Raw genomic sequence first — 12658 nt, 5'->3', positions numbered from 1 at the left:
GGGCTTCAATCCCATAACAGAATTTGCAGGTTCGACTTGACCGGAACGGTCAGCCCATTCGTGCCACTCACCGGCGTTTGCGTGCCGCGCAACGGGTCGTACAGGGTGGCGCTGGTGAGGTTGGGCAAGTGTGCGTTACCGCCCTGGGCCGACCAGAAAAACCACAGCTTGTGGCCATCGGCGCGAGTCCAGCCGATGCTGAACAGGCCGTCGGGCAATTGGTCGGCAGTAGGCGGGTCGCCGGGCGTGAGTTGTGGCCCACTCACGTCGAGGAAATTCTTCAAGGCGGTATAGACCGGCTTGGGGTTGGCGTCGATGTCGAGTAAACCGTAAGACTGGTCGCGCACGCTGGCGCGTTGATCCAGGTCGCTCAGGGTGAACAGGAAAATCTTGTCGAAATCCATCGCGCTCATCAGCGCCACGCGGCGCACCACGTAATCGGCCTGGCCCTGCAAGGTAATGAGGTCCTGGGCGTCTTTCGGCCCGGGGTAGGTCGACCAGCCCCATTCGGTGCTCCACAGGGTTTTTACACCGCCGGCACGCAGGGTCTGGTTGAGCGCGGTGGTCTTGGCGATAAAGTCCAGGTTCGCCGGGTCGTTGCCTTCGGGCAGTTGGGTGTAAGGGTGATAGGAAATGACCGTGTTCAAGCTCGTCACACCCAGCGCGCCGAGGGCCGCGAGCATGGTCTGGCCGTTGGGCATTTCGCTGAAGAACGCCATGCCGGCAGCCACCACGGGTTTGTTCGCATCAACAGTTCGCAATGCGGCAGCAGTGGCGGTCAACAGGCTGGCGTAGCCTGCCGGGTCAGCTGCCGGGCGCCAAAACCCCAGCAAGTTGGGCTCATTCCAGACCTGCCAGGCATCCACGCTGGGGTAGCGTTGCGACAGCAGTGCCATGCGGTTGGCGAAGACGTTCGGGTCCTTGGGCGGATACTGGTCCTGATACGGCGCGCCGGCCGGTGCGGTGGTGATGAAGGGCGCCGAGCCCACCAGGTAGAACACCGATTTGAGCTGGTTGGCTTGCAGGTTGCCCACCAACTGATCAAGGGTTGCGATCTGATACTGGCCCTCTGCTGGTTCCAGTTGATCCCAATGCAAATCCAGGCGTACCCATTGCAGGCCCAAGGCCTTGAGGCGGTCGATCTGCAACTGATAAAGCGTGGGGCTGAACCACAGGAACTGCGCGTTCACGCCCAGGAAGTCCTTCCACACCACCACCTTGTTGCCCTTGAGGACATGGTTCTCGGCGTCGGCCTGGCGCCCCCACATAAAGGCAGTCAGGCCGAGTGCGGCAACCACCGCGAGGATAGCGAGATAAGCCCGTTTACGCGCCATAAGGGGCTCCCGCAATCGCCTGCTCGAAAAGTAGCTTGAACTTCTGCGCGGTCAACGGCCACAGGCGTTCACGCCCAATTTCCCCGGCACGCTCGGCCCATTCGCGCGCCAATGTCGGTGTGCGCGCCAGGCGCAAGAGTTGTTCGCTCAACGCTGTCACATCGCCTTGGGGATAGATCGCGCCATTGCCGCTGGCGACTTCTTCGGCAAACGCCCGCGCATCCGACGTGATAGCCCCGCGCCCACATGCGGCGGCCCAGGACAGTGCGCCGCTGGTGCCGCGTTGGCGCCCGAGCAGGCCGAGCTTCTTCGACTCGCGGTACGGCAGTACCATCACATGGTGCGCCTGGATTGTTTGGGCAATCTCGTTGGCCGGCAAGTTCAGCCGCCAGTCGATGGAGCCCGCCAGGCCGAGTTCGGCGATCTGGCTGTTCAACTGCTCCAGGTAGTTGCCGCCCGCGCCAAACGCCATTTCGGCGGCCGTGCCACCGGCCAGGGTCAGGCGCACTCGGTCACGCAATTCGGGGGCTTGCTTGAAGACATCGGCCAGGGCCTGCAACAGGTCTTCAATGCCTTTGCCACGGTAGATAAAGCCGAAATACAGCAAGTGCAAGGTGTCCAGCGGCGGCAAGGGCGCCGGTGCAATTGCCAGGTTGGCGTGGTTGATAACTGCCACTTTGCCAGCCGGCAGGTGCATGCGCTGGCTCAGGCAATCGGCGCCGAGGCGGGTGAGGGTAATCAGCCGCGTCAGGCCTTGGGCGACATGGCGTTCTTCGCGCAAGGTGAGTGGATCGGCCAGCACCACGGCCGCCTGCGGCAATGGGCTGGGCAAACGTTGCAGCAGGTTCAGCGGGAAGGGCAGGTGCTCGCGCCGCCACACCATGCGTTCCGGATCATGCACGGTGGCGGTCAGCGGCAGCCTGGGGTAAGCCTTGCGCAACTCGCGCAGGGCCAGGAACTCCCCAAGCCGGCCGCCACCCAGTTCGGCGTGGACCAGGTCCACGCTGTGCCAGTCGAATGCGGCGATAGCCTGCTTGATTGCTTCGGTAGTGCCTTCCGCGCCGCTCAACGGTGTCGCCACCGTCACGCCCAGCTGTTCCAATGCCGTCTTGAAATGGTTCGCATAGTCGGCGATCCCATTTTTTTCCGGTGGCAAAGGCGCAAGCAAGGCGATGCGCATCAGAACGCTCCCCGGTACTTGGCGATCGTTTTAAGCACCTTGGCCGGCACTTCGAATTTGCGTCGGTTGATGATGATGCCATCCACCTTGCCGAACGCCGTGTTGAGGATCGACAGCGCGTGTTCCACCACCGGCACCGTGCTTTTCTGTGCTTCCACCACCAAGGCGATCAAGTCGGCACGGCGCAGGTTGATAAAGGCATCGCGGTTATCCAGCAGCGCTGAGGCATCCAGCAGCACCAGTTCGCCAGGTGCAGCAGGTTCCACGCCGCCGACCCGCACGGCAATGCCGTTTTCCTGCAGCAATTGGCGCAGTTGCTCGACCACGAAGGTCACCCCTTCACCATGACGTGCCGAGGTCAGCCCCAGGGTCATGCCTCGCTCGGCAATACGGTCCAACTGCAGCAACCCGTACAGCCGGTAAATACTCGCATTGAACGCGTTGGTACTTTGCGCAGTGCTCGTGTCCAGCTCCGGCAACGTGGTCCACAGTGGCAGACCGAACTTGCGCTCCACCAGGCCGCCGTCATGAATGCGCTGGTCCAACAGGTAGCACAGGTAGATCACCAGCAAGCCGACAACGATGGCAAACGGAATCGCCAGTAGCAGCATCACCAGGGTTTTCGGGAAGATGCGGCCCGGGTTCAGGGTGGCTTCTTCGATCACCGCAATATTGCTGATCTGGCTCTTGTCCAGTTCACGGTCGATACGTGATTTTTCCAGGTTGTCCACGTACAGCGCGTAGTTGCGTTCGGTAGCGCTCAACTCGCGCGCGAGACGCGCCAGTTCCGGTTCGATCTCCATGGCGTCTTTGCGTTGGGCTTCGAGGTTCACCAGTTGTTTTTGCTGCTGTACAAGCTGGGTGCGCAGCGCCAGGTTGTTGCTCGACTCGTCCAGCAGCACGCGCTGCAGGTGGATTTCCAGGGTGTTAGGCGCACGGTTTTCGGAGGATTGCACCGTGTTGCTTTCACTGGCGACCTGGGCTTGCATCGCACGAATCGACGCATCCAGGGCTTTGACCGGCGGCGCGTTGTCGGTGTAGGTGCGCATCATGTCGGCTTTTTCCAGCAGCTTCTGGTTCAGCAGGCGACGCAAATCCTGCTGCTGCGGGTTCAGCGCGATCTGGCGTACGGTGGTGACTTCCTTGGGTTGGGATTTCAGTTGATCGCGTGTGCTCTGCAGCGCACTGTCGGACGAGGCGATCAGGCGGGTGGTGTTGAAGGTCTCGCCGCGCAGCACGTTGATGCGTTCGGACAAGTCTTCCAGGCGATCGGTGATGCTCGCCGCGCCGATCTCATTCAAGTGCTTGAGGATCTGCTCTTTATAGCTCTTGATCTCGGTGGCGCTGGTGTTCACCTGGCCTTCATAGAACGCGTACAGGCTCTTGCGACCCAGCGCCTGGGTGCGTTCGGTGATATAGGTCTCGATCCAGTCCTTGACCACGGCCTGGGCAATTTCCGGGTCGCCCCACCTGAAGCTGATATCCATCACCGTGGAACCTGCGGCGTGGCTGACCTCAAAGTTCTTTTCCAGGCTCGCGGCCAGGCGCTCCACCGGCGTGGTTTTTTCCACAATGCCTACGGTTTCGAGTACCACGCGAATGCCATCGAACACCGCACCCACGCCTGCCTTGACGTAGTGCTTGGTGCGCTTCCAGAAGCCTTCGGGTGGCGGCGCGTTTTCGATAAGTTCCAGATAATGCTCGGCGACGGTGCGCACGATCGGGCGCCCGGTCAGCAAGCGTTCCTCGTCGACAATCGGGTCGCGCTGGGTGCTGGGCATCACCAGCGCCTGGCGGTTGCTGATCTCGATCGGCAAGGTTGAATCACGCCCCGGCTTGACCAGCAGGCGAGCGGTGGATTCGTACTTGGCCGGCAGCAAAAATGCACCCAGCAGGATGATCACCAGCGCCGCGATGGCGGCCAGTTTGAACTCTTGCCGGAAGATGAAGAACAGGCGCAGAAGATCACGAAAAGAACGGATCTCGATCATGGGATGTCGCTCCTTTAGTTACTGGAACTGCTGCTGGTTCGCGTGTAGTTGTAGCCAACCCCGATCGACTTGGTGAACGGGATCAGTTGGTTCAAGTAGGTGTCCACCCCTTGGATACGCTCGCCCACGTTGGATTTAGGCACGAACACCACATCCCCGCGTTGCAGGCGCACCGATTTACGCCCGTTGGGGCCGGGTTTGAGGTATTGGCTGAAATCCAGGAAGTAGGCGTGATAGGCGCCCTGGGCGTCTTCACGCAGCAGTGCAACCATGCTCGCATCGCCCGAGGGGTTCACCCCGCCAGCACCGACAATGGCTTGCTCCAAGGTGTTGGCCGTGCCGATCTGCACCGCAGTCGGGTTATTCACCGCGCCGCCGACGATCACCGAGTTAGCCGGTGCCTGGTTGATGTTCACCGTCACCCGTGGCTCGCGGTACACCGGCGCCAGCTTTTTGGTCAGCTCGCTGGCCAGTTCCGAGGGTTGGCGACCGGCAACCTGGATCGGGCCCAGGAACGGATAGTTGATCTTGCCGTCCGTTTGCACCGTGTACAGCGTCAGCTCATAGATCGTGCTGACGTTGAACGCGGACAAGGTCGGCATCTCCCCGGCATCCCGTACGATACGCAGTTGGTCGCCGACGCGGATACGCTCTACGGCCACTGGTAGCTGTGCAAGCTGGTCGAGGGCGCGCTTGCCATCTTCGATGGTCTTGTCGTCCGGAGGGACGATGCGTGCGGGCGTATTGCAGGCGGCCAACGCCATCATGGCCAGGACGAGCAAGGTTCTTTTCATCAAGGGGGACTTCCTGTGGGTCATGATGCTCACCTCCAATAACCGGGGAACATGCTGATGCGCCGCTTGAGGGCGAGGGGGAGCCGGCGTTCCAGATGGCCCAGCCGATAGCCGAGCAACTTGAACGCGCTGCGCACCAGTACTTCGGGTACGCGGTGCAATGCACCGGCTGCGCGCAAGGCCGCGAGCTCAGCCAGTACATAGCGTTTACCTTCACCGCCAGCGTCGCCAAAGGCCTGGCGAATCCACGGCTCGCGACCGTAGAACACGCCAATGTCGAAGTAGCGGTGAAACTCATCCATGAGTCGGTAATCGTGGGAGTGATACACCCGCGCGGTGGCGGCGTAGCGCACGGTGTAGCCCTGGAGGAGCATGCGCGCAGCGACGTAGGCGTCTTCGCTGCCGATCACATTGGCGGGGAAGCCGCCGACTGCCTGCAATGCGCTGCGTCGGTATACGCAAAACGAATCGGAGCTGAAGCAGGTCTTGATGCCCAACTGCGGTGCATCGGCCATGCTCTTGCTGCGACTCTGGGCCGGGTAGTTGAAATGCCGCGACTGCGCGCCCAGCACACCGGCGCCGGGGTGTGGCAATTGCCGGCCGTACGCCACGCCGCTGCGCGGGTCTTGCTGCAATTCGTCAAGCAGGTTGGCAAAGGTCTCGGGGCCGTCGGGGATCGCGTCCTGGGTCATCATGATCAGCGCATCACCGTCCACCTGTTCACTGGCCCAGCGGCGCGTGCCGCCGTGGTTGAAGTCTTGGGCGTCGATCACCTCGACCCGGGCGCCGAAGTCGCGAAACCGTGCCACGGTGTCATCGCTGGAGGCGCTGTCGACTACCAGCATCTCGTCCGGTTGCAGGGTTTGCATTTTCAGCGCAGGCAGCAGCCGCGCCAGGTGACTGGACGCGTTGCGGGTCGGGATGATCAACGAGGTGCGCATGTCACTTTTTCACTTCTGCGGGCGCGCGCCCATAGATGTCATCAAAACGCACGATGTCGTCTTCGCCCAGGTACTCGCCGCTTTGTACCTCGATCATCACCAGGTCGATGATGCCGGGGTTGGTCAGTCGGTGCTTGTGCCCGGCCGGAATGTAGGTGGACTCGTTGGCGTTGATCAGAAAATCGCGGTCGCCATTGGTGATCTGTGCGGCGCCGCTGACCACCACCCAGTGCTCACTGCGGTGATGGTGCATTTGCAAGGACAGCGACGCCTGGGGCTTGACCACGATGCGCTTGATCTTGAACCGGCTGCTTTCCTCCAGCACGGTGTAGGTGCCCCACGGCCGCGTGACGGTGCGGTGCAGGCTGTACGCCGGATGATTCTGGCGCTTGAGTTCGGCGACAATAAAGCGCACGTCCTGGCTGCGGTGGGCGTCGGCGATCAGCAGCGCATCGGGGGTGTCGACGATGATCAGGTCGTGTATGCCCACGGCGCCCAGTACGCGCTTGGGCGAGTCGATGTAGCAGTTGTGTACGTCATGCAAAATCGCTTCGCCGTTGACCTGGTTGCCATGCGCATCGCTGGGCGTGAGTTGGCGCAGCGCTTCCCAGGAACCGATGTCGCTCCAGCCAATGTCGCAGGGCACGACCGCGACTTGCTTGGACTTCTCCATTAACGCCACGTCGATGGATATATCCGGCGCGCTGCCGAAAGCGTCAGGGTCCAGTTCACGCTGGCGCGAGGTTTTGTTTTGCAGGTCATGGCTGTGTTCCAGTGCCGCTTTGGCCGCTGTCAGCACGTCGGGGGCGTGGGCGGCGAGTTCGTCCACCAGGGTGCTGGCCTTGAAGCAGAACATGCCGGCGTTCCACAGGTGCTTGCCGCCGTCGAGGTAGCCTTGCGCGGTGACCAGGTCAGGTTTCTCGACAAAGCGTTTGACCCGGAAGCCGTCGCCCAGTGCTTCGCCTTTTTCGATGTAGCCGAAACCGGTTTCCGGGTGGTCGGGCTTGATGCCGAAGGTGACCAGGTAGCCGGCTTCGGCCAGGTCGCGGGCTTGGGTGACCGCTTCGGCGAACGCGACCTCATTGAGAATCAAATGGTCGGCGGGCATCACCAGCAACTGCGCCTGGTCGCCGAAATGCTCTTGCACGTGCAGCGCCGCCACTGCGATGGCCGCCGCCGTGTTGCGGCCGAATGGTTCCAGCAACAGGTCCAGGGGCAGGTGGGCCTTGTTGACCACGCGGTAGTCATCCAGGGTGCGAAACAGCAGGTCGCGGTTGGTCACCGTGAGCACGCTTTCCACGCCGGGCAGTTTGGCGGCGCGCTGGAAGGTTTTTTGCAGCAGGCTCTGGCCATCGCGCATGCGCATGAAAGGCTTTGGCATGTTCTGCCGGGAGACCGGCCACAGCCGTGTGCCCGAACCACCGGAAATGATGCAGGGAATTAATCCGTTGAGGGTATTCATCAATAGACTTCCTTGGTGGAGAGGACGGCCGGGACCGTCATGAAGACGATGTACAAGTCAAACCACACCGACCACTTGGAGATGTATTCCAGGTCGTACTCGACACGTTTCTGGATCTTGATCAGGGTATCGGTTTCACCCCGGTAGCCGTTGATCTGCGCCCAGCCGGTGATGCCCGGCTTGACCCGATGCCGCGAACTGTACTCGCTCACCGCGACTTCGAACGGAATACCCGCGGCCTTGGTTGCTGTGGCGTGGGGGCGTGGGCCGACCATGGACATATTGCCCAGCAGCACATTGAACAACTGCGGCAGCTCGTCGATGCTGGTCTTGCGAATGATGCGGCCCACACGTGTGATGCGCGGGTCTTTGCGGGTGGTCTGTTGCTCGGCGGTGAAGTCACTCTGGTCGGTGAACATCGAGCGGAACTTGAACACGCGAATCTCGTTGTCGTTGTAGCCGAACCGGTTCTGGCGAAACAGCACCGGGCCCTTGGAGTCGAGCTTGATCGCGATCGCCGTCAGCAGCATTACCGGCGACAGCGCCACCAAGGCCAGGCTGGCCAGCAGCAAGTCTTCACAGCGCTTGATGAACGGCGACCAGCCGCGCAGCGGTAACTGCGAGGTGTTGAACATCAAAATGCCGCCCACGTCGGTGATGCGGCTGTGGCCATAGCGCAAGGCGGCCATGTCGGGCACCAGCATCACGTTCACCGACATCTGGCGCAGGCGATTGACCAGCCCGTGGATGCGTTTTTCGGCGGCCCAGGGCAGGCAGATCATCACTTGGTTGACCTGTTCGGCACGAATCAGCTTTTCCAGGTCGCGGGTATTGCCCAGTAGGGGCAGGTGGCTCAATTCCTTGGGAATGCGCTCGGTACGGTCGTCGATGAAACCGATCAGGCCGGAACGGATATCGCCATTGCGTTGCAGGTGGTCGGCGACGTGCACGGCCGTGTCGGTGAAGCCCAGGATCACCGTGCGTTGCAGGTATTTGCCTTTGCGCATCAGGTTGCGATACAGGCGCAGCATCACCAGGCGCTCAAGGCAGAACAGCCCGAGGCTGGTGAAGTACCAGGCCACCAGGTTGCGCGGAGTCAATTGCGGGAAAAACTGCAGGATCTGGTACATGAACAGCAAGATGCAGAACGCGGAGGACCAGGCCACGATGCTGGTCCGCAGGCGCAGACGATTGCTGAACAACTCTTCTGAATAGATCCCCAGTGCATGGAAAAGAATCACGCTCAGCACTGCAAAAAACAGCAGCAGGCCGAGGAAATGGGGGCGCAATTGGGGGTCCATTGTGTCGAAGAAAAATACCAGGACCAGCGGTGGCAAGATAGCAGTCAGGCCGTGTACCAATTTGACGAAAACCACAAAGAACTCAACAAAACCCGCACGGGTTAGAAACAGGCTTACGACTGACGACTTTTCTCGCATAAAAACATCCCTCATTGCACTCCAGGCTTTCTGTTCGCTGCTTTTGAGGGCGGGCGAACGATGGCAACTCTGGGTAAAACGCAAGCCTTTCCCTTCCAAAACAAAGGAAATGCGTGGGGGCAGTGGCTAAAGGAGTTTTCCGGTTATTGGCTTTGTCAGTGAGAGAAAACGCCTTTTTTCTGACCTTGTCAATAAGTTGACTTTTTTTCGGATGGGCTGCCGTAGACACCTTGTTTAGTCTTTTTGTGTGTCATTTTATTGACCTTCCTTGTCGATTCACTCGGTCCTAGGGTGTGATTTTGAGTGTAGAAACAAATGTGAGAATTTTCCTGCCGGGCGGGAAAACCTTTTTTGAATGGAGGTAGGAAAGAGGGACAAGGAGGGTTTTGAAAGGCGGCCCAAGTGCCCTGAAAATGGCGTTCGAGCGGGTATGAGCGACCTTTCAAACGCACGCGTAAAAATCGTGTGCCTTGTTATAAAGTTGTCCAAAAGGCAGTTGGCGCCGACCACGGCATTTTTATTAAAAAAGTATCAGCGCAATTTTTTGTTTGTATCCATTTGACTACTTTACCGGTCGCGCGCTCGGGCGGATGACGTGGAAGAAATGATCGACTTCACGCATTCAGCCATTTCTTCGAGCGCTACCCGCAGTGCCAAGCCCCATTAATGGGCTGGGCGCTGATGTCGCGTCCAGCGGGGCAGGGTTAGTCAGCGCAGCCGTGCAGCGGCGCGCGCCACAACCTCGGCACGTACCCGATGCGACTCCGCTGTGCGCTTGTTGGCTTCCTCCAGAACGTGCTTGGGGGCGGTTTCCGGGCTGCCCGCGTCGAAGGGTGGCGCCGGTGCGTATTCGATCTGTAGTTGCACCCGTTGCGCGACGTCCTCGCTGTACAGCTCGGCGGCCAGCGTGAGGGCGAAGTCGATCCCGGCGGTGATGCCGCCACCGGTAAACAAGTTGCCGTCACGCACCACCCGCGCCTGCACCGGGATCGCGCCGAGCGGAGCGAGCAGGTCGTGGTAAGCCCAATGCGTGGTGGCCTTGCGACCGCGCAGCAAACCCGCCGCGCCGAGTACCAGCGAACCGGTGCATACCGACGTCACGTAGCGCGCGGTCTGTGCCTGGTCCTTCAAGAAATCCAGGGTTTGCGGGTCCTCCATCAGCGCGCCGACACCGGCCCCGCCGGGCACGCAAATCACATCCAGGCGCGGGCAATCGGCAAAGGTCATGGTCGGGGTGAACACCAGCCCGGTGCTGGAAGTGACCGGCGCCAGGTCTTTCCACAGCAGGTGCAACTCCACATCCGGCAGCGAGCCCAGCACGTCATAGGGACCGGTGAGGTCCAGTTGCTGGATACCGGGAAACAAGAGAAAACCGATCTGCAAGGTCATGAGTGAAGCTCCGATTACGGGAGAGGTAGACGGCTTCACTCTAGAGGCCTAGGCTTTGGCGTATACGCCATTAAGCCCACCAATTACGCCAATCATGACTCGAATAATCCACGTACTCGCTTTTGATAACGCACAGGTACTCGACGTAACCGGGCCGTTGCAGGTGTTCGCCTCGACCAACGACCTGGCACGCCAGCGCGGCTTGCCGTTGCCCTACGCGGCCTCGGTGATCGCCGCGCAGACGACGCCGGTGATCACCTCGGCTGGCTTGGCGCTGTTGGCCGAACCTCTGCCCGCAGCCGACACGCCGTGCGACACACTGGTGATCGCCGGCGGCTGGGGTGTGTACGGTGCCGCCGAAGACGGCGCACTGGTGGGGTGGGTGAAGCAAAAAGCCCAGCACACCCGGCGCATGACCTCGGTGTGCACCGGCGCTTTTTTGCTGGCCGCCAGCGGCTTGCTCGATGGCTGTCGCGTGGCCACCCACTGGACTCGCTGTGACGAACTGGCGCGCAAATACCCTTTGCTGACGGTGGAGTCCAACCCGATTTTCATCCAGCAAGGCGCGGTGTGGACCTCTGCCGGTGTAACGGCCGGCATCGACCTGTGCCTGGCCCTGGTGGAGGAAGACCTCGGCCGGGCCGTTGCCCTGGAAGTGGCGCGGCATCTGGTGGTGTTTCTCAAGCGTCCGGGTGGCCAATCCCAATTCAGCGCGGCCTTGTCCTTGCAAAAAGGTGACAGTCGCTTCGCCGATTTGCACGTCTGGATCGCCGAAAACCTCAGCCTCGATCTGAACATTCCCACACTGGCGGCCCAGGCGGGTATGAGCGAACGCAGTTTTGTACGCCACTATCGCGCTGAAACCGGGCAAACTCCGGCGCGTGCGGTCGAGTTGATACGCGTTGACGCCGCGCGCCGGCAGTTGGCCGACAGCACAGCCTCGATCAAACGCATCGCCGTGCAGTGTGGTTTCGGTTGCGAGGAGACCCTGCGACGCAGTTTTCTGCGGGCCCTGGACGTCACGCCCCAGGCCTATCGCGAGCGCTTCTGCCAACCGGCCTGAATGAAAACGTACCGGTTTGAACCCAGGTGATGTGTTATTGCACCGTCTTCAGCGCCGGCGCTTTCAGAAGATGAAATGATTCGTTTCGCCCAGGCCTGTTGCCAGGGCAGGGCAGGGTAACGTCTTCAGTGTCAGGGTCGCGGCTGCACGCTGACGTCACGTCCGATCAAGCAATTCGCAAATCGCTGCAAGAGTCGCCTGCGGTGCTTCCTGGGGAATATTGTGACCGACGCCGGCCAAGACTTCGCGCCGATAAACGCCGGTGAACTGTTCCACATCGTCATCCTCAACCGCGGCCGGGCCCACGCCATCATCGGCGCCGCACAACGAAATGCTCGGTACCGAAATCGGCGGCTGCAGTGCCAGGGCCCGCTCGATGAACTCCAGCGTCGGGTCGCCGGGGACGTACATGAAACGATGGCGGTAGGAGTGAATCACCACCTCGACAAAATCCGGGTTATCAAACGACGGCGCGGTCTGGCCATACAGAGCCGGACCTTCGGCCCAGGTCGGTGACCACAGCTGCCACAATAACTCACAGAGCTCACGACGATTGGCGGTCAGACCGTCTACGCCGCGCGGGGTGTGAAAGTAGAACTGGTACCACAGCCTATGCTCAGTCTCCGGTGCGCTTGGCGTGGGCGACTGGGCGATATCCTGAATGTTATAGCCATCCCCGGTCACCAACCCACGCACCCGCTCCGGCCACAGCGCCGCGACGATACAGGCGGCGCGCCCACCCCAGTCATAGCCCGCCAGGGTCGCGCGCTGGATAGACAGCGCATCCATGAAATCCAGCAGGTCCTTGGCCAACGCCGCCTGTTGGCCGGAACGCATCACCTGCTCATCGATAAACCGCGTCGGGCCATAGCCACGCAGGTAGGGCACTAACACCCGGCACCCGCGCTCGGCCAGGGCCGGCGCAATGTCATCGTAGCCGCGTGGGTCGTAGGGGAAACCATGCAACAGGATAACCGGCTCACCGTCGTCGGGGCCGTGGGCTTCATAGGCCACATCGAGCATGGAAGTGCGCACGTAAAGTAGCGGGGCGGATGTGTTCATGAT

Annotated in this window: 10 protein-coding genes; 1 reads left to right on the top strand and 9 read right to left on the bottom strand. The window is 61.0% G+C overall.

The window, feature by feature from the left end:
• Window positions 1–5 precede the first annotated feature (5 nt).
• The 8 genes from ACLBW8_RS23150 to inhA form a co-directional block, all read right to left on the bottom strand.
• Entirely contained in the window at window positions 6–1334 is a 1329-nt protein-coding gene (locus ACLBW8_RS23150; RefSeq protein ID WP_407017725.1) for a beta-xylosidase, read from the bottom strand.
• Window positions 1324–2514, bottom strand: a complete 1191-nt coding sequence (locus ACLBW8_RS23145; protein WP_447806406.1) for a glycosyltransferase — start codon at window positions 2512–2514, stop codon at window positions 1324–1326. Before ACLBW8_RS23145 ends, ACLBW8_RS23150 begins: the two co-directional genes overlap by 11 nt.
• Window positions 2514–4505, bottom strand: a complete 1992-nt coding sequence (locus tag ACLBW8_RS23140) for a GumC family protein (protein WP_259762779.1) — start codon at window positions 4503–4505, stop codon at window positions 2514–2516. The genes ACLBW8_RS23145 and ACLBW8_RS23140 overlap by 1 nt, the downstream gene beginning before the upstream one ends.
• Before the next feature lie 14 nt (window positions 4506–4519).
• Window positions 4520–5299 carry a polysaccharide biosynthesis/export family protein gene (locus tag ACLBW8_RS23135; RefSeq protein WP_064451724.1) on the bottom strand — a complete coding sequence of 260 codons (780 nt, stop codon included), beginning with the start codon at window positions 5297–5299 and terminating at the stop codon, window positions 4520–4522.
• A 29-nt stretch (window positions 5300–5328) separates the two neighbouring features.
• Window positions 5329–6240: a glycosyltransferase family 2 protein gene (locus ACLBW8_RS23130; RefSeq protein ID WP_447806405.1), complete on the bottom strand. Its 912-nt coding sequence runs from the start codon at window positions 6238–6240 to the stop codon at window positions 5329–5331.
• Between the two features lies 1 nt (window position 6241).
• The gene (locus ACLBW8_RS23125; protein ID WP_447806404.1) at window positions 6242–7702 is read right to left on the bottom strand and encodes a mannose-1-phosphate guanylyltransferase/mannose-6-phosphate isomerase; all 1461 of its coding nucleotides are present in this window, start codon (window positions 7700–7702) and stop codon (window positions 6242–6244) included.
• Window positions 7702–9141 (bottom strand): undecaprenyl-phosphate glucose phosphotransferase, encoded by a 1440-nt coding sequence (locus ACLBW8_RS23120; protein ID WP_447806403.1) that lies wholly within the window; start codon window positions 9139–9141, stop codon window positions 7702–7704. Before ACLBW8_RS23120 ends, ACLBW8_RS23125 begins: the two co-directional genes overlap by 1 nt.
• A 708-nt stretch (window positions 9142–9849) precedes the next feature.
• A complete protein-coding gene (gene inhA / locus ACLBW8_RS23115; RefSeq protein WP_447806402.1) occupies window positions 9850–10530 on the bottom strand; it encodes an isonitrile hydratase in 681 nt (226 codons plus the stop codon).
• A gap of 94 nt (window positions 10531–10624) precedes the next feature.
• Here inhA and ACLBW8_RS23110 point away from each other — a divergent pair, with 94 nt between their 5' ends.
• On the top strand, window positions 10625–11593 hold the full coding sequence (locus tag ACLBW8_RS23110; protein ID WP_447806401.1) for a GlxA family transcriptional regulator: 969 nt from the start codon (window positions 10625–10627) through the stop codon (window positions 11591–11593).
• A 156-nt stretch (window positions 11594–11749) separates the two neighbouring features.
• Here ACLBW8_RS23110 and ACLBW8_RS23105 read toward each other — a convergent pair whose 3' ends face one another.
• On the bottom strand, window positions 11750–12655 hold the full coding sequence (locus ACLBW8_RS23105) for an alpha/beta fold hydrolase (RefSeq protein WP_447806400.1): 906 nt from the start codon (window positions 12653–12655) through the stop codon (window positions 11750–11752).
• Window positions 12656–12658: the final 3 nt, after the last annotated feature.

It is taken from the genome of Pseudomonas sp. M5A4_2d (assembly GCF_053345295.1).
The sequence above is the reverse complement of the archived record's forward strand: the minus strand, read 5'-3'. Positions and strand labels throughout refer to the sequence as shown.